This is a genomic window from Agromyces sp. NPDC004153 (assembly GCF_053603635.1).
In genome coordinates this window covers 964435-980510 of record NZ_JBSGFY010000001.1, presented here as the reverse complement: position 1 = coordinate 980510, position 16076 = coordinate 964435, and the positions used below count along the sequence as shown (strand labels likewise).

At 70.1% G+C, this 16076-nt stretch carries 14 protein-coding genes; 12 read left to right on the top strand and 2 right to left on the bottom strand.

Annotated features, from left to right (window positions below; genetic code table 11):
* The first annotated feature begins 175 nt into the window (after positions 1-175).
* The 10 genes from ACWEOH_RS04640 to ACWEOH_RS04595 all read left to right on the top strand — a co-directional run bounded on the left by ACWEOH_RS04640 (position 176) and on the right by ACWEOH_RS04595 (position 12176).
* Positions 176-1195 (top strand): LacI family DNA-binding transcriptional regulator, encoded by a 1020-nt coding sequence (locus tag ACWEOH_RS04640; protein WP_148732461.1) that lies wholly within the window; start codon positions 176-178, stop codon positions 1193-1195.
* 280 nt (positions 1196-1475) lie between these two features.
* The gene (locus tag ACWEOH_RS04635; protein ID WP_452028666.1) at positions 1476-2246 is read left to right on the top strand and encodes an L-ribulose-5-phosphate 4-epimerase; all 771 of its coding nucleotides are present in this window, start codon (positions 1476-1478) and stop codon (positions 2244-2246) included.
* Between the two features lie 185 nt (positions 2247-2431).
* Entirely contained in the window at positions 2432-3508 is a 1077-nt protein-coding gene (gene chvE, locus ACWEOH_RS04630; RefSeq protein WP_452031848.1) for a multiple monosaccharide ABC transporter substrate-binding protein, read from the top strand.
* A gap of 134 nt (positions 3509-3642) precedes the next feature.
* On the top strand, positions 3643-5172 hold the full coding sequence (mmsA, locus tag ACWEOH_RS04625) for a multiple monosaccharide ABC transporter ATP-binding protein (protein WP_452028664.1): 1530 nt from the start codon (positions 3643-3645) through the stop codon (positions 5170-5172).
* 25 nt (positions 5173-5197) lie between these two features.
* Positions 5198-6454 carry a multiple monosaccharide ABC transporter permease gene (gene mmsB, locus ACWEOH_RS04620; protein ID WP_452028662.1) on the top strand — a complete coding sequence of 419 codons (1257 nt, stop codon included), beginning with the start codon at positions 5198-5200 and terminating at the stop codon, positions 6452-6454.
* A gap of 355 nt (positions 6455-6809) precedes the next feature.
* Positions 6810-6956 (top strand): hypothetical protein, encoded by a 147-nt coding sequence (locus ACWEOH_RS04615; protein ID WP_452028660.1) that lies wholly within the window; start codon positions 6810-6812, stop codon positions 6954-6956.
* On the top strand, positions 6953-7672 hold the full coding sequence (locus tag ACWEOH_RS04610; RefSeq protein WP_452028658.1) for an L-ribulose-5-phosphate 4-epimerase: 720 nt from the start codon (positions 6953-6955) through the stop codon (positions 7670-7672). The genes ACWEOH_RS04615 and ACWEOH_RS04610 overlap by 4 nt, the downstream gene beginning before the upstream one ends.
* Positions 7669-9294 carry a xylulokinase gene (locus ACWEOH_RS04605; RefSeq protein WP_452028657.1) on the top strand — a complete coding sequence of 542 codons (1626 nt, stop codon included), beginning with the start codon at positions 7669-7671 and terminating at the stop codon, positions 9292-9294. The genes ACWEOH_RS04610 and ACWEOH_RS04605 overlap by 4 nt, the downstream gene beginning before the upstream one ends.
* Before the next feature lie 138 nt (positions 9295-9432).
* Complete coding sequence (gene araA / locus ACWEOH_RS04600; protein ID WP_452028655.1) at positions 9433-10956, top strand: L-arabinose isomerase; 1524 nt, start codon at positions 9433-9435, stop codon at positions 10954-10956.
* Between the two features lie 11 nt (positions 10957-10967).
* Positions 10968-12176: a LacI family DNA-binding transcriptional regulator gene (locus ACWEOH_RS04595; protein WP_452028653.1), complete on the top strand. Its 1209-nt coding sequence runs from the start codon at positions 10968-10970 to the stop codon at positions 12174-12176.
* A gap of 137 nt (positions 12177-12313) precedes the next feature.
* Here the strand turns inward: ACWEOH_RS04595 and ACWEOH_RS04590 are convergent, their stop codons facing one another.
* Positions 12314-12688: a glyoxalase superfamily protein gene (locus ACWEOH_RS04590; RefSeq protein WP_452028651.1), complete on the bottom strand. Its 375-nt coding sequence runs from the start codon at positions 12686-12688 to the stop codon at positions 12314-12316.
* A 114-nt stretch (positions 12689-12802) separates the two neighbouring features.
* On the opposite strand from ACWEOH_RS04590, the gene ACWEOH_RS04585 reads away from it, so the two are divergent.
* Positions 12803-13381 carry an HhH-GPD-type base excision DNA repair protein gene (locus ACWEOH_RS04585; RefSeq protein WP_452028649.1) on the top strand — a complete coding sequence of 193 codons (579 nt, stop codon included), beginning with the start codon at positions 12803-12805 and terminating at the stop codon, positions 13379-13381.
* A gap of 13 nt (positions 13382-13394) precedes the next feature.
* Here the strand turns inward: ACWEOH_RS04585 and ACWEOH_RS04580 are convergent, their stop codons facing one another.
* Positions 13395-14345, bottom strand: coding sequence for an NAD-dependent epimerase/dehydratase family protein (locus tag ACWEOH_RS04580; RefSeq protein WP_452028647.1), 951 nt, complete (start codon positions 14343-14345; stop codon positions 13395-13397).
* Between the two features lie 679 nt (positions 14346-15024).
* On the opposite strand from ACWEOH_RS04580, the gene ACWEOH_RS04575 reads away from it, so the two are divergent.
* Positions 15025-16008, top strand: coding sequence for an ABC transporter substrate-binding protein (locus ACWEOH_RS04575; RefSeq protein ID WP_452028646.1), 984 nt, complete (start codon positions 15025-15027; stop codon positions 16006-16008).
* Positions 16009-16076 lie beyond the last annotated feature (68 nt).

Genomic DNA, 16076 nt, shown 5'->3' with positions numbered 1-16076 from the left:
CGATTCGCCCTGAGGCGGCCGTCGCTCGTGTGACGGCACACGCATACGTGGAGTCGCCCGCGCCCGCGCGGATGTGACGTCACATCTGTGACTGTCACATTCCGGCGGAGTTGTGCATAATTGGGGACGACGAAGCATGTGACCGTGCACATGCCGGGACCCGATCGGGGACGCCGTGCCAGAGGAGCCGCAGCGGGGGAGAGCCCCGAGCATCCGCGATGTCGCACGCCTCGCCGGCGTCTCGCACCAGACCGTGTCGCGCGTGCTCAACAACCACCCGAGCATCCGGCCCGAGACGAAGCAGCGCGTGCTCGACGTCATGGCCGAGCTGCAGTACAAGCCCAATCGCGCGGCCCGCGCGCTCGTCACGAGCCGGTCGCGCACGATCGGCATCCTGTCGGCGTCGAGCACGCAGTACGGCCCGGCGTCGAGCATCGCCGCGATCGAGGAGGCCGCGCGCGCGGCCGGGTACTGGGTGAGCACCGCGAACATCGACTCCTCGGACGCCGGGTCGATCTCCGACGGGCTCGCGCACCTCGCCGCCCAAGGCATCGAGGGCCTCGTCGTGATCGCGCCGCAGGTGCGGGTGTTCGACACGCTCGCCCAGCTGTCGATCGACGTGCCGTACGTGTCGCTGCAGTCCACCGGCCGAGATCCCGACCACGCGCTCTCGGTCGACCAGATCGCCGGGGCGCGCATGGCGACGCGGCACCTGATCCAGCTGGGACACCGCGGGATCTACCACCTCGCGGGGCCGCAGGACTGGATCGAGGCCGAGGCCAGGATGCGCGGGTTCCTCGACGAGATGAGCGCCCAGGACGTGCCCACGACCGCGCCGATCCTCGGCGACTGGACGGCCGACTTCGGCTACTGGGCGGGGCGTGAGCTGCTCACCGTGCGCGACTTCACCGCGATCTTCGCGTCGAACGACCAGATGGCCCTCGGGCTCATGCACGCCGTGCGCGACGCGGGCCTCGAGATCCCGCGCGACATCTCGATCATCGGGTTCGACGACATCCCCGAGGCGCCGCACTTCTGGCCGCCGCTGACGACCGTGCGGCAGGACTTCGCCGAGCTCGGGCGCCGCTGCGTGGCGCTGCTGCTCGGCGATCTCGACCCGGCCGCGGCCGACTACCACGGCACGATCGTGCCCGAGCTGATCATCCGCGGGTCGACGGGAGCGCCGCCGTGGTGAGCCGGCGGCGCCCGCTGACGCGTCGACGCCGGTTCCCGTGTCGGCGGCCGGCGACACGCGGCCGCGGCATCCGGGCCGTTACCGTTCCGTGACCTCCGTGAGTTGACAGCACGATCGCTGGTGCGGTTAGCATGTGTGACGTTCGTGTGAACGGTCACATCCCGTCACTCGGCCAGGTTCCATCCAGATCGACGAAGGAGTCCCGCGTGCTCGTCACCGAGGTTGCGCACGTTCCCGCCCGGGGCAGCAGCGCGTTCGACGGTGCCCGTGGGGGTGCGCGATGAGCTCGTTCGGTCCGCAGGTCGAGGTGGCCATCGCCCGGGTCCGCGCCGAGGTCGCGAAGCTCCACGCCGAGCTGACGCGCTACGGGCTCGTCGTCTGGACGGGCGGCAACGTCTCGGGCCGTGTGCCCGGCGCCGAACTGTTCGTGATCAAGCCCTCGGGCGTGAGCTACGACGAGCTGGCCCCCGAGAACATGATCCTCTGCGACCTCGACGGCAACGTCATCCCGGGCACGCCCGGCGCCGACCGCGCTCCGTCGAGCGACACCGCGGCGCACGCCTACGTGTACCGCAACATGCCCGAGGTCGGCGGGGTCGTGCACACGCACTCGACCTACGCGACGGCCTGGGCGGCGCGCGGCGAGGAGATCCCCTGCGTGATCACCGCCATGGCCGACGAGTTCGGCGGGCCCATCCCCGTGGGCCCGTTCGCGATCGTCGGCGACGACTCGATCGGCAAGGGCATCGTCGAGACGCTGACCGGCCACCGCTCGCGCGCCGTGCTCATGCAGAACCACGGCCCGTTCACGATCGGCGCGAACGCGAAGGACGCCGTGAAGGCCGCGGTCATGGTCGAGGACGTCGCGCGCACGGTGCACCTGGCACGTGAGGCCGGCCCGCTGGTCCCGATCCCGCAGGACGCGGTCGACCGGCTCTACGACCGGTACCAGAACGTCTACGGACAGCAGGACGACGCCCGCCGCGCGGGCGCCGCGAAGACCTCCCAGCGGGCGAAGGCCGCCCGCCGCACCACCAAGGTCGGATCATGATCCGGCGACCACGAGAGCTTGCGACCGACGGCACAGCACGGGCGGCGCGAGGGAGGCGGCTGACATGGACGAAGCCGGCTCCGACTGTCACCAAGACAACGACGTCCATGACTGACAACACAGTGAAAGGAAACACCGTGAAGAACACGAAGAAGGTGCTTCTCGCCACGCTCGCGGCCGGCTCGATGCTGGCCCTCGCCGCGTGCTCGGGCGGCAGCGGCGGTGGCGGCGAGGGCGGCGGCGACGGCGGCCTCATCGGCGTCGCGATGCCCACGAAGAGCTCGGAGCGCTGGATCCAGGACGGCGACGCCGTCAAGGAGCAGCTCGAGGAGCAGGGCTTCTCCGTCGACCTCCAGTACGCGGAGGACGACATCCCCACGCAGGTCTCGCAGATCGAGAACATGATCACGAAGGGCGCCGAGGCGCTCATCATCGCGTCGATCGACGGCACCACGCTCTCGCAGGTGCTCCAGGACGCGGCCGACGCCGACATCCCCGTCATCGCGTACGACCGCCTCATCCGCGACTCGGAGAACGTCGACTACTACGCGTCGTTCGACAACTACATCGTCGGCGTGCAGCAGGCCACGTCGCTGCTCGCGGGCCTCGGCCTGACCGACCTCGAGGGCGAGGCTGCGGCGGATGCCCCGGCCGGTCCGTTCAACATCGAGCTCTTCGCCGGTTCGCCCGACGACAACAACGCCACCTTCTTCTGGAACGGTGCGATCGACACGCTCCAGCCGTACATCGACGAGGGCACCCTCGTCGTGAAGTCGGGCCAGACCGACTTCGAGCAAGCCGCCATCCTCCGCTGGGACGGTGAGGTCGCGCAGGAGCGCATGGAGAACATCCTGACCTCGACCTACTCCGACGGCTCGACGGTCAACGCGGTGCTGTCGCCCTACGACGGCCTCTCGCGCGGCATCATCTCGGCGCTCACCGACGCGGGCTACACCGTCGGCGAGGGCTGGCCGATCATCTCCGGCCAGGACGCCGAGCTCGACTCGGTCAAGGCGATCAACGCCGGTGAGCAGTACTCGACCATCTTCAAGGACACCCGCAACCTCGCGAAGGTGGCCGTGGACATGGCGACGGCCCTGCTGAACGGCGAGGAGCCCGAGGTCAACAACACCGAGGACTACGACAACGGCGTGAAGGTCGTCCCGTCGTACCTCCTCGAGTCGCAGATCGTCGTCAAGGACAACATCACCGAGGTCCTCGTCGACAGCGGCTACTGGACCGAAGAGGAAATCAACGGCTAGTCGCCTCCGGTTCACGCCGGCCGGATGATGCGACACCGCGTGTCGGGACCGGGGCGGGAGTACTCTCGCCTCAGGTCCCGGCCGCGGCATCCGTCACCCGGCCGGCCCCACCCGGCAATGAAGCAGGAGCAAGGATGACCACCAACATTCTCGAGATGCGCGGCATCACGAAGACGTTCCCCGGCGTCAAGGCCCTCTCGAACGTCAACCTCGAGGTCGAGCGCGGCGAGGTGCACGCCATCTGCGGCGAGAACGGCGCCGGCAAGTCGACCCTCATGAAGGTGCTGTCGGGTGTCTACCCGCACGGCACCTACGACGGCGACATCGTGTTCGAGAACGAGGTCGTCGAGTTCCGGGACCTCACGGACTCCGAGGCCAAGGGCATCGTGATCATCCACCAGGAGCTCGCCCTCAGCCCCTACCTGTCGATCGCCGAGAACATCTTCCTCAACAACGAGCAGAAGGGCCGCGGCGGCCTCATCGACTGGAACAAGACCAACTTCGAGGCGCAGAAGCTCCTCGCCCGGGTCGGCCTCCGCGAGAACCCGACGACGAAGATCATGGACATCGGCGTCGGCAAGCAGCAGCTGGTCGAGATCGCCAAGGCGCTCTCGAAGGAGGTGAAGCTCCTCATCCTCGACGAGCCCACCGCCGCCCTCAACGACGAGGACTCCGATCACCTCCTCGACCTGATCCTGCACCTGAAGGGTCAGGGCATCACGTCGATCATCATCAGCCACAAGCTCAACGAGATCAAGAAGGTCGCCGACTCCGTCACGGTCATCCGGGACGGCAAGACGATCGAGACCATCGCCAAGCAGGACGTCACGGAAGACCGCATCATCAAGGACATGGTCGGCCGGGACCTCGAGCACCGGTACCCCGACCACACGCCGAACATCGGCGAGGAGCTCCTGCGCGTCGAGGACTGGACGGCCCACCACCCGCAGGACACCTCGCGCGTCATGGTCGACAACGTCAACCTCCACGTGCGCGCGGGCGAGATCGTCGGCATCGCAGGCCTCATGGGCGCCGGCCGCACCGAGTTCGCGATGAGCCTGTTCGGCCAGAGCTACGGCTCGCGCATCTCAGGCAAGGTCTTCCTGCGCGGCGAGGAGATCAAGACCCGCACGGTCGCCGAGGCGATCGAGCACGGCCTCGCCTACGCCACCGAGGACCGCAAGACCTACGGCCTCAACCTCATCGAGGACATCAAACGGAACATCTCGATGGCGTCGCTGAAGAAGCTCGAGAAGTACGGCCTCGTGCACGACAACGAGGAGTACGCGGTCGCCAACGAGTACCGCAAGTCGATGAACATCAAGGCGCCCAGCGTGCTCGTGAAGACGGGCAAGCTCTCGGGCGGCAACCAGCAGAAGGTCGTGCTGTCGAAGTGGATCTACTCGGACCCCGACGTCCTGATCCTCGACGAGCCGACGCGCGGCATCGACGTCGGCGCGAAGTACGAGATCTACACGATCATCAACCGCCTGGCCGCGGCCGGGAAGGGCATCATCGTGATCTCGTCGGAGCTGCCCGAGCTGCTCGGCATCTGCGACCGCGTCTACGCCCTCTCCGAGGGCCGCATCACCGGTGAGCTCCCCGTCGAGGAGGCCACGCCCGAGGCGATGCTCAAGCTCATGACCATGGAAAAGCCCCGCTGACCCGCGGATCACCAGGAGAACCCCCATGTCGAACACCTCAACCCAGACGCCCTCCGGTCCCACCGGTGAGTCGCAGGCCGTCGGCGGCAACATCAACCCGTCCGACAACAAGTTCACGAACTGGCTGTCGCACGTCCTGTCCGACCTCGGCAAGAACGGCATCTTCATCGCGCTGATCGCGGTGGTCGTGCTGTTCTCGATCCTGACGAACGGCATCCTGCTGCGTCCGCAGAACATCTCGAACCTCGTCGTGCAGAACGGGTACATCCTCGTGCTCGCGATCGGCATGGTGATGGTCATCATCGCCGGCCACATCGACCTGTCGGTCGGCTCCGTCGCCGCGTTCGTCGGCGCATGCTCGGGCGTCTTCGCCGTGCAGTGGGGCCTGCCGTGGTGGCTGTCGGTCATCCTGTCGCTCGGCATCGGCGCCCTCGTCGGCGTCTGGCAGGGCTTCTGGGTCGCCTTCGTCGGCATCCCCGCGTTCATCGTGACGTTGGCGGGCATGCTCATCTTCCGCGGCCTCGCGCTCGTCGTGCTCGGCAACGCGAACATCGGCTCGTTCCCCGCCGAGTACCGCGCGCTGGGCAACGGCTTCCTCTCCGACGTCTTCGGCGACTTCGAGATCGACCCGCTGACGCTCGGCGTCGGCGCGCTCGCGATCGTCATCCTCATCGTGCAGCAGGTGCGCACCCGCCGCGGCCGCCAGAAGTACGGCCAGGAGGTCGAGCCCATGGTGTGGTTCGTCACCAAGCTCGTGCTGGTGTCGGCCGCGATCGGCTTCTTCGCCTACTCGCTCGCCCAGTACAAGGGCATCCCGGTGACGCTGATCATCCTCGCGATCCTCGTGCTCGTGTACAGCGTGATCATGAACCGCACCGTCTTCGGCCGCCACATCTACGCGATCGGCGGCAACCGCCACGCCGCGGAGCTGTCGGGCATCAAGACCCGTCGCGTCGACTTCTGGCTGTTCGTCAACATGGGCGTGCTCGCCGCGCTGGCCGGCCTCATCTTCACCGCCCGACTCAACCTCGCGGGTCCGAAGGCCGGCGACGGCTTCGAGCTCGAGGCGATCTCGGCCGCGTTCATCGGCGGCGCGGCGGTGCAGGGCGGCGTCGGCACGATCGGCGGCGCGATCATCGGTGGTCTGATCATCGGCGTCCTGAACAACGGCATGTCGATCATGGGCATCGGCATCGAGTGGCAGCAGGCCGTGAAGGGCCTCGTGCTGCTCCTCGCCGTCGCCTTCGACGTGTACAACAAGCGTCGCTCCGGCGGCCAGTAGGGTGTGGTGACCCTGGGGGCGGATGCCGCGGCATCCGCCCCCCTTCGCCGTCTCCGGATGCCGCGGCATCCCTTCCCGTTCGCCCTCCCTGCCGCCCGAGTTCACTCACTCCGCGGCCCGACTTCTCCACGGCCCGACCTCGCCTCCCCGTCCCGCGGGTCCCCCCACGAATGCAGGAAGTCCTCTAGCGCGGGCCGCGTGTCAGAGCACGTCGGACGGCGCGTCGCGCGGTTCTTCCTGCATTCGGGGAAGGGCAAGCCAGGACGACGGGTGATACGGGTTGAGACTGGGCTTCGTTAGCGCTAACATCGTGCTTCGTTAGCGCTAACGAAACGCCCTCGACGAAGGAGTCCCCGTGTCCGACCAGCAGTACGTGACGGGCAGCGCGCTCGACGAGTTCGCCGACTTCGTCCGGGGGCTGCAGTCGTCGGAGGACGGGGCCGAGGTGGCCGAGCGCATGGACCGCTGGTTCGAGGCCACCAGGCGGACGGCGGCAGCGTGAGCCGCGCGACATCCGTCTTCGCGCCCGACGTCGAGGCGGCGATCGCGCAGGTGCGCGAGGACGTCGCCGGCCTGCACGGCGAGCTCACCCGGTACGGGCTCGTCGTCTGGACGGGCGGCAACGTCTCGGGCCGCGTCCCGGGCGCCGACCTGTTCGTGATCAAGCCGTCGGGCGTGAGCTACGACGACCTCGCGGCCGCGAACATGATCCTCTGCGACCTCGACGGCAATGTGGTCCCCGGCACGCTGGGCTCCGAGCGCGCGCCCTCGAGCGACACCGCCGCGCACGCCTACGTCTACCGCAACATGCCCGAGGTCGGCGGCGTGGTGCACACGCACTCGACCTTCGCCGTTGCCTGGGCCGCGCGCGGGGAGGAGATCCCGTGCGTGATCACGGCCATGGCCGACGAGTTCGGCGGGCCGATCCCGGTGGGTCCGTTCGCGATCATCGGCGACGACTCGATCGGCAGGGGCATCGTCGACACGCTCCGCGGTCACCGGTCGCGGGCGGTCCTGATGCGGAACCACGGCCCGTTCACGATCGGGTCGAACGCGAAGGACGCCGTGAAGGCCGCGGTCATGGTCGAGGACGTCGCCCGCAGCGTGCACTTCGCACGCGAGGCCGGCCCGCTGGTCCCGATCCCGCAGGACGCGATCGACCGGCTCTACGACCGCTACCAGAACGTCTACGGACAGAGTGAGGACGCACGCCGATGAGCGACACCCAGCACACGACGGATGCCGCAACGACGGATGCCGCGCGCGCCGCGATCTTCGACGGACGCACGTCGCTCGGCATCGAGTTCGGCTCGACCCGCATCAAGGCGTGCCTCGTCGGCGAGGACCCGACGCAGGTGCTCGCCGTCGGCAGCCACGAATGGGAGAACGAGTTCGTCGACCGTCGCTGGACCTACTCGCTCGATGCGGTCTGGACGGGGCTGCAGGCGGCCTACGCCGACCTCGTCGCCGACGTGCGCCGTCGCTACGGCGTGCAGCCCGAGACGTTCGGCGCGATCGGCGTCTCGGCGATGATGCACGGCTACCTCGCGTTCGACGCCGACGACGAGCTGCTCGTGCCGTTCCGCACGTGGCGCAACACGTCGACGGGGCCCGCCGCCGCCGAGCTCAGCGAGCGGTTCGGGCTCAACATCCCCCTGCGCTGGTCGATCGCCCATTTGCACCAGGCGGTCCTCGACGAGGAGTCGCACGTGCCGCAGGTCGCCTTCGTCACCACCCTTGCCGGTTACGTGCACTGGAAGCTCACCGGGCGCAAGGTGCTCGGCATCGGCGACGCGTCGGGCATGTTCCCGATCGACTCCACCTCGAACGGTTACGACGCTCGCCTCGTCGAGGTCTTCGATGCGCTCGTGGCCGACCGAGCCCCGGGCCTGCAGCTGACCGAGCTCCTGCCGGAGGTGCTCCCGGCCGGCCGGCCGGCAGGCGAGCTGACCGCCGAGGGCGCCGCACTCCTCGACCCGACGGGCGCCCTGCGTCCCGGCGTCGTGTTGTGCCCGCCCGAGGGCGACGCCGGCACGGGCATGGTCGCGACGAACTCGGTCGCCCCGCGCACGGGCAACGTCAGCGCCGGCACGAGCATCTTCGCGATGGTCGTGCTCGAGCGCGCCCTGTCGCACGCGCACCACGAGCTCGACCTCGTCACGACGCCCGCCGGCGATCCCGTGGCGATGGTGCACTGCAACAACGGCGCGAGCGAGCTTGCCGCGTGGGCGGGACTGTTCGCGCGGTTCGCGGCGGCATCCGGTGCCCAGGTCGACAACGACGCGGTGTTCGAGGTGCTCTTCCGCGAGGCGCTCGGAGGCGACGCGGATGCCGGCGGCCTCCTCGCCTACAACCAGCTCGCGGGCGAGCCGATCGCCGGGCTCGAGGAGGGGCGGCCCATGGTCGTCCGCACCCCCGACAGCCGGCTCACGCTCGCGAACTTCATGCGCGCGCAGCTCTACGGCGTGTACGGCACGCTCGCGCTCGGCATGAACGTCCTCGCGAACGAGAACGTCGAGCTCGACCGGATGTTCGCGCACGGCGGCATCTTCCGCACCGCCGGCGTCGCGCAGCGGTTCCTGGCCGGCGCGCTCGACGCGCCCGTCGCGGTCGGCGAGACCGCCTCGGAGGGCGGCGCCTGGGGCATCGCGGTGCTCGCGTCGTACCTGTCGTCGGCCGACGAGCTCGACCTCGGCGCCTACCTGGACGAGCGGGTCTTCGCGGATGCCGCGTTCGAGATCGTCGAGCCGGATGCCTCGGATGTCGCCGGCTTCGCCGCCTTCCTCGACCGCTACCGCGACGGCCTCGCCGCTGAGGCCGCCGCCGTGCAAGCCCTCTGACCCGAGTGGGCGATCTTGGCGAAATGATCCGCGAAGGGACCGCCGACATCGCCCACTCGAGGAGACCGACCGGCGAACGCGCAACCGCACGGCACGCCACACGCCACATGAACTCATCGCAGAAGTAAGGACATTCGCATGACCCGCACCCCGCTCCAGACCTCGCTCGACGCGTACGAGGTCTGGTTCCTCACCGGCAGCCAGCACCTCTACGGCCCCGAGACGCTCGCGCAGGTCGCCGAGCAGTCGCAGCGCATCGCCGAGACGCTCGACGCGGCATCCGACGTGCCCGTGAAGATCGTCTGGCTGCCCGTGCTCACCGATTCGGCGGCGATCAAGAAGGTCGTGCTCGAGGCGAACGCCGCCGAGAACGTGATCGGCCTCGTCGCGTGGATGCACACGTTCAGCCCCGCCAAGATGTGGATCGCCGGCCTCGACGCGCTGCAGAAGCCGCTCGCGCACCTGCACACGCAGGCGAACGTCGAGCTGCCCTGGGACGACATCGACTTCGACTTCATGAACCTCAACCAGGCCGCGCACGGCGACCGCGAGTTCGGGTACATCCAGACGCGCCTCGGGGTGCCGCGCAAGACGATCGTCGGGCACGCGTCCGACCCGCGCGTGCAGCGCGAGCTCGGGACCTGGCAGCGCGCGGCGGCCGGCCTCGCGGCATCCCGCAGCCTGAAGCTCGCCCGCTTCGGCGACAACATGCGCTTCGTCGCGGTGACCGAGGGCGACAAGACCGAGGCGGAGCTGCGCTTCGGGGTGCAGGTGAACACGTGGGGCGTGAACGAGCTCGCCGATGCCGTGCACGCGGCATCCGACGCCGAGATCGACCAGCTCGTCGCGCTCTACGAGGACGAGTACGACGTCGCGCCCGAGCTGCGGCGCGGCGGCGACCGCCACGACTCGCTGCGCTACGGCGCGGCGATCGAGCTGGGGCTGCGCTCGTTCCTCGAGGAGGGCGGCTTCGGCGCGTTCACCACGAGCTTCGAGGACCTCGGCGCGCTGCAGCAGCTGCCCGGCCTCGCGGTGCAGCGCTTGCAGGCCGAGGGCTACGGCTTCGGCGCCGAGGGCGACTGGAAGACGGCCGTCCTCGTGCGCATCGCCAACGTGATGGGCGCGGGCCTGCCCGGCGGCGCGACCCTGATGGAGGACTACACCTACGACCTCACGCCCGGCGACGAGCTCATCCTCGGCGCCCACATGCTCGAGGTCGCGCCGTCGATCACGACCGCCAAGCCGTCGCTCGAGATCCACCCGCTCGGCATCGGCGGCAAGGAGGATCCGGTGCGCCTGGTCTTCACCGCCGACCCCGGTCCGGCCGTCGTCGTCGCGATGAGCGACCTGCGCGACCGGTTCCGCCTCACGGCGAACGTCGTCGAGAACGTCGAGCCGCGGCATCCGCTGCCCAAGCTGCCCGTGGGCCGCGCGATCTGGAAGCCCGCCCCCGACTTCCAGACGTCGGCCGCCGCGTGGCTCACCGCCGGTGCGGCGCACCACACGGTCATGTCGACCGCGATCGGCATCGACGTGTTCCGCGACTTCGCCGACATGGCGAAGGTCGAGCTGCTCGTCATCGACGACGACACCACCCAGCGCGGTTTCGAGCACGAGGTGCGCTGGAACCAGGCGTACTACCGACTGGCGCAGGGCCTCTGAGCGGCGAGCGCATGGCCGACACGGATGCCCCGACCGACGCGGATGCCGCGAGCGGGGCGTCCGTGCCGGAAGCGCCTGAGGCCGCCGAGCCAGCGGCGACCGAGGCATCGTCGACGGATGCCGCGGCCGGGTCCGCCGGGTCTGACGCGGCTGCGACGGATGCCGCGACCGAGCCCGCCGGGTCTGACGCGGCTGCGACGGATGCCGCGGCCGAGCCCGCCGGCGTGCCGACCATGTTCGACGTGGCACGTCGTGCGGGCGTCTCGCACCAGACGGTCTCGCGCGTGCTCAACGACCTCAGCGGGGTCGCGGCGTCGACGAAGCTGCGCGTCGAGCAGGCGATCGCCGAGCTGAACTACACGCCGTCGCCGGCCGCGCGCGCCATGGCGAAGCGCCGGTCGGGCTCGATCGGGCTCATCCAGGCCGGACGCCCCGACTACGGCCCGGCGAGCGCAGCGCTCGGATTCAACGAGGCCGCGCGCGACGCGGGCTACACCGTGAGCCAGGCCAGCATGCGCACGCTCGACCCCGACACGCTCACCCGGGCGGTGCACCGGCTCGCACTCCAGCGGGTCGAGGCGATCGTGCTCATCTCGGGCGAGCGCGAGGGCGTCGAGGTGCTGCACGGCATCGACGCCGGCGTGCCCGTGGTCGCTGTGGCATCCGAGGACGAACCAGGCCTGCACCGCGTCTCGCTCGACCAGTACACGGGCGCGCGCCTCGCGACCGAGCACCTCATCGGGCTCGGGCACCGCGAGATCCGGCACGTCACGGGCCCGGCCGACTCGATGGATGCCGCGGAGCGCCGCCGCGGGTTCGACGACGCGATGCGCGAGCACGGCCTCGAGCCGCGCGAGCCCATCGTCGGCGACTGGCTCGCCGCGTCGGGGCACGCGGCGGGGGAGGAGCTGCTCGCGGACCCCACCGTCACCGCGGTGTTCGTCGCGAACGACCACATGTCGCTCGGACTGCTCGCCGCGTTCCGGCGTGCCGACCGGCGCGTGCCCGATGACGTGAGCGTCATCGGCTTCGACGACATCCCCGAGGCGGCGTACTTCGCCCCGGCGCTCACGACCATGCGCCAGGACTTCGACGGCCTCGGCCGCGACATCATGGCGACGGTGCTCGACGTGCTGCGCGACGAACCGAGCGCGCCCGACCGCACGGCGCGCGTGCCCGAGCTCGTCGTGCGCGAGAGCACGGCGGCGCCCCGCGAATAGCGCCGGTCACGCCTGCATCGCGTTCGCCGAATGCATGAGAATCCGGTCGGTAGGCCGCCCAGCGCGCCTTCCTCCCGGATTCTCATGCATTTCGGCCGCAGCGGCGGCGCTCGGCGCCGCCTCAGGCCCCGCCGCGCTCAGCGCCAGGCGGGCAGCTGCTGCAGCGTCCAGCGGTTGCCGTCGGGGTCGCGGAAGGTGACGAACCGACCCCACGCCTGCTCGTCGACGCCCTCGGCGTCGACGCCCTTCGCCCGCAGCTGCTCGAGCGCGGCATCCGCGTCGTCGATGACCACCTGGATCACGTCGAGCGATCCCGGCGCGAGCGTGGCGCCGAGGCCCTGGCCGATCGCGATCGAGCAGGCGGACCCGGGCGGGGTCAGCTGCACGAAGCGCAGGTCGTCGCTGACGCGCTGGTCGTGATCGAGGTTGAAGCCGACCTTGTCGACGTAGAACTCGATCGCGCGGTCGACGTCGCTGACGGGCACGTGGATGAGTTCGATCTTCCAGTCCATGCGGATGCCTCCTCAGGCGTGTTCTCGTGGGACCAGTGTGGCGCGACATCCGGTCAGCTTCTGTCCGCTTCGCAACGGATGCCTCGAAGGGCCCCCAGTGCGAGGATAGGACGCATGGCACTGAACATCACCGGCGATTCCGCGGCCGACGAGCTGCTCAGCACCGACGCGTTCGCCCTGCTCGTCGGCATGCTGCTCGACCAGCAGATCGCGATGGAGACCGCGTTCGCGGGTCCGCTGAAGATCTCGCAGCGCGTCGGCTCGATCGATCCCGAGACCGTCGCGGCCTACGATCCCGAGGGGTTCGTCGAGGTGTTCAAGCAGCCTCCGGCGGTGCATCGCTATCCGGGTTCGATGGCGGGGCGCGTGCAGTCGCTCGCGAAGGCGGTCGTGGACGACTGGGGCGGCGACGCGTCCGCGATCTGGACGCAGGGCGATCCCGACGGGCCTGAGGTGCTGCGCCGGCTCAAAGCGCTGCCGGGGTTCGGCGACCAGAAGGCGCGCATCTTCCTGGCGCTCCTAGGCAAGCAGCTCGGCGTCGAGGCCGCCGGGTGGCGCGAGGCCGCCGGTCCGCACTACGGCGCAGAGGGCGGCTTCGCCTCGGTCGCCGACATCACGAGCGCCGAGTCGCTCGCCAAGGTGCGCGCCACGAAGCAGGCGGCGAAGGCCGCGGCCAAGGCCGCGAAGAGCTGACTGGAGCCCGCGCTCAGCGCGCCACCGCGCGCTCGTGCCACGCCGCCGCGGTCGCGTCGAGGAGCGCCTCCCAGTCGGTCGGCTCGATCCCGAACGTCGCGGTCGTCTCGGTGGCGTCGATCTCGAATGGCCGCTCGAACTGGTAGAGCACGCCGGTGACCTCGCGGAGGATCGGCACGACGAGTCCGAGCGTCGAAAGGGTCCAGCGCGGCATCCGTCGCAGTCTCGGCTCGCCGGTGCCGGCGCGCTCGCCGAGGGCGCGCAGCACCTCGCGGACGCTGCGTGGCGGGTTCGAGGGCACGAGCCACGGCGAGCCCCACGCCCGCTCGTCGCGGCCGAGCACCGCGAGCGTCGACGCGATGTCGTCGACGGCGGTCCAGGAGTGCGGCGCGTCAGGGTCGCCGAAGACGGTCGCGCGGCGTCCGGCGAGCGTGGCGTCGGCGTACATCGGCAGCAGGCCGCTCGAGGTGGGCGCGGTCGGCCCGAGGTAGTCGGAGGCGCGGGCCTCGGTGGCCCGCACGCGGCGGGCCTCGTGCGCGGCGAGCGCGTCGCGCCACATCCGCGCGCGGAGCTCGCCCTTGTGGTCGGTCGGGCGCAGGGGCGTATCGCGCCGCATCGGGCCGTCGACGGGCCCGTACCCGTAGAGGTTGCCCATCGTCACGAGCACGGCACCGGATGCCTCGGCGGCATGCAGGATCGACGCCGCGAGCGGTGGCCAGACGCGCTCCCACTTCGGGTACGAGCCCGGGTTCGCGCAGTTGTAGACGACCTCGGCGCCGAGGGCGACCTCCTCGAGGCGATCGGGATCGCTCGCGTCGACGGCCAGGCGTGCGATGCCCGGATGCTCCGGTCCGCCGCCCGAACGGGTGACGACGCGCACGGGCGTGCCCGCGTCGGCCAGCTGCACGGCGAGGGCCCGGCCGACAGGCCCCGCGCCGACGATGAGGTGGAACGGTTCGGTCATACGCCGAGTCTGCCCCGGTCGGGTTACGCCCGCGTGAACCGCCGCGCGGCCGCCCCGCCGGCGTGAACCGCCGCGCGCGGCCGCCCCGCCGGCGCTGAGGCCGGGCCGGAATCCCGTTCGCGCGCTGGAATCCCGCTCGAACGGGATTCCAGCGCGCGATTGGGATTCCGCTCAAGGTGCGCCGCGACGCGGTGCGACGCGACGCGACCCGACGCGACGCGCCGCTCGCGCTCGTGGCTCCGCTCCCGTGCCCCGCATCCCACCCGCCGAGGGGTCGCGGTTCAGGCGATCGCGCGGGATTCAGGCCGGGATCCGCGGGATCTGCCTGAATCGGCGTCGATCGCCTGAATCCGGATGCCACGTAGCACGTGCTCCGGGAGGCGGCCCGACGGGCGCGGCATCTGAGAAGTTGAGCGCTCACATTCCGCAGGGGGTCGACACCGCACACGCCGCCCAAGCGGCTGGCCCGCCCGACGGAAACGGCGTGATCAGCGCGAGAGAGCGTGATCACACCGACGACCACCGGCCGTGATGCATCCGTTACCGAACTCGTACTTGTGAGCGCTCACAAGTGAGCGCTAACATCACGAGTGCCGCCAGAATGGACTGGCGACCCGGCGCACCAGGAACGCAGCAACGCAGGCTTCGCCGGCACCACTGAACAAGGAGGTTCACGCTGATGAAGAAGCTCATCGGAATCGCCGCAGCGGGCGCGATGCTCGTCGCGCTGGCCGGCTGCGCAGGCGGTGGCGGCGGTGCCGCGGCCGAGGGTCCCAAGCCCCTCGACGAACTCGTCGTCGGATTCGCCCAGGTCGGCGCCGAGAGCGGTTGGCGCACCGCGAACACCAAGGACATCCAGGCCTCGTTCGAGGAGGCCGGCATCGAGCTCAAGTTCTCCGACGCGCAGCAGAAGCAGGAGAACCAGATCAAGGCGATCCGGTCCTACATCCAGCAGGACGTCGACTACATCGCGTTCTCGCCCGTCGTCGAGACCGGCTGGGACGCGGTGCTGAACGAGGCGAAGGCCGCCGGCATCCCCGTGGTGCTCACCGACCGCGCCGTCGACAGCAAGGACACGTCGCTCTACGTCTCGTTCCTCGGCTCCGACTTCATCGAGGAGGGCAAGAAGGCCGGCCTCTGGGTGCTCGACGAGTACAAGGACACGACCGAGCCCGTCAACATCGTGCAGCTCGAGGGCACCACGGGCGCCGCGCCCGCGATCGACCGGGCCGAGGGCTTCGCCGACGTGATCCGGCAGAACCCGAACCTCGAGGTCGTGGCGAGCCAGACGGGCGACTTCACTCGCGCCGGCGGCAAGCAGGTCATGGAGGCCATGCTCAAGTCGAACCCCGACATCGACCTGGTCTACGCGCACAACGACGACATGGGCCTCGGCGCCATCGAGGCGATCGAAGCCGCGGGTCTCGTTCCCGGCGAGGACATCAAGATCGTCACGGTCGACGCGGTGAAGGACGGCATGCAGGCGCTCGCCGACGGCAAGATCAACTTCATCGTGGAGTGCTCGCCGCTGCTCGGCGCCCAGCTCGTCGACATCATCACGACCCTCAACGACGGCGGCTCGGTGGAACCGCGCATCATCACCGAGGAGACGACGTTCAACCAGGAGCAGGCGATCGAGGCGCTGCCCGACCGCCAGTACTGAGCCCGAGGCGGGCGGATGCCGCGGCATCCGCCCGCCCGGACCGGCGGGTGCGCGGCGACCGTGCCGCA

Bases quoted from the DNA above. Each gene is read 5' to 3' on its own strand.
- mmsB (WP_452028662.1), top strand. From the start codon at position 5,198: ATGTCGAACACCTCAACCCAGACGCCCTCCGGTCCCACCGGTGAGTCG.
- araA (WP_452028655.1), top strand. From the start codon at position 9,433: ATGACCCGCACCCCGCTCCAGACCTCGCTCGACGCGTACGAGGTCTGG.
- ACWEOH_RS04575 (WP_452028646.1), top strand. From the start codon at position 15,025: ATGAAGAAGCTCATCGGAATCGCCGCAGCGGGCGCGATGCTCGTCGCG.
- chvE (WP_452031848.1), top strand. From the start codon at position 2,432: ATGCTGGCCCTCGCCGCGTGCTCGGGCGGCAGCGGCGGTGGCGGCGAG.
- ACWEOH_RS04590 (WP_452028651.1), bottom strand. From the start codon at position 12,688: ATGGACTGGAAGATCGAACTCATCCACGTGCCCGTCAGCGACGTCGAC.
- ACWEOH_RS04635 (WP_452028666.1), top strand. From the start codon at position 1,476: ATGAGCTCGTTCGGTCCGCAGGTCGAGGTGGCCATCGCCCGGGTCCGC.
- ACWEOH_RS04585 (WP_452028649.1), top strand. From the start codon at position 12,803: ATGGCACTGAACATCACCGGCGATTCCGCGGCCGACGAGCTGCTCAGC.
- ACWEOH_RS04580 (WP_452028647.1), bottom strand. From the start codon at position 14,345: ATGACCGAACCGTTCCACCTCATCGTCGGCGCGGGGCCTGTCGGCCGG.
- ACWEOH_RS04605 (WP_452028657.1), top strand. From the start codon at position 7,669: ATGAGCGACACCCAGCACACGACGGATGCCGCAACGACGGATGCCGCG.
- ACWEOH_RS04595 (WP_452028653.1), top strand. From the start codon at position 10,968: ATGGCCGACACGGATGCCCCGACCGACGCGGATGCCGCGAGCGGGGCG.
- mmsA (WP_452028664.1), top strand. From the start codon at position 3,643: ATGACCACCAACATTCTCGAGATGCGCGGCATCACGAAGACGTTCCCC.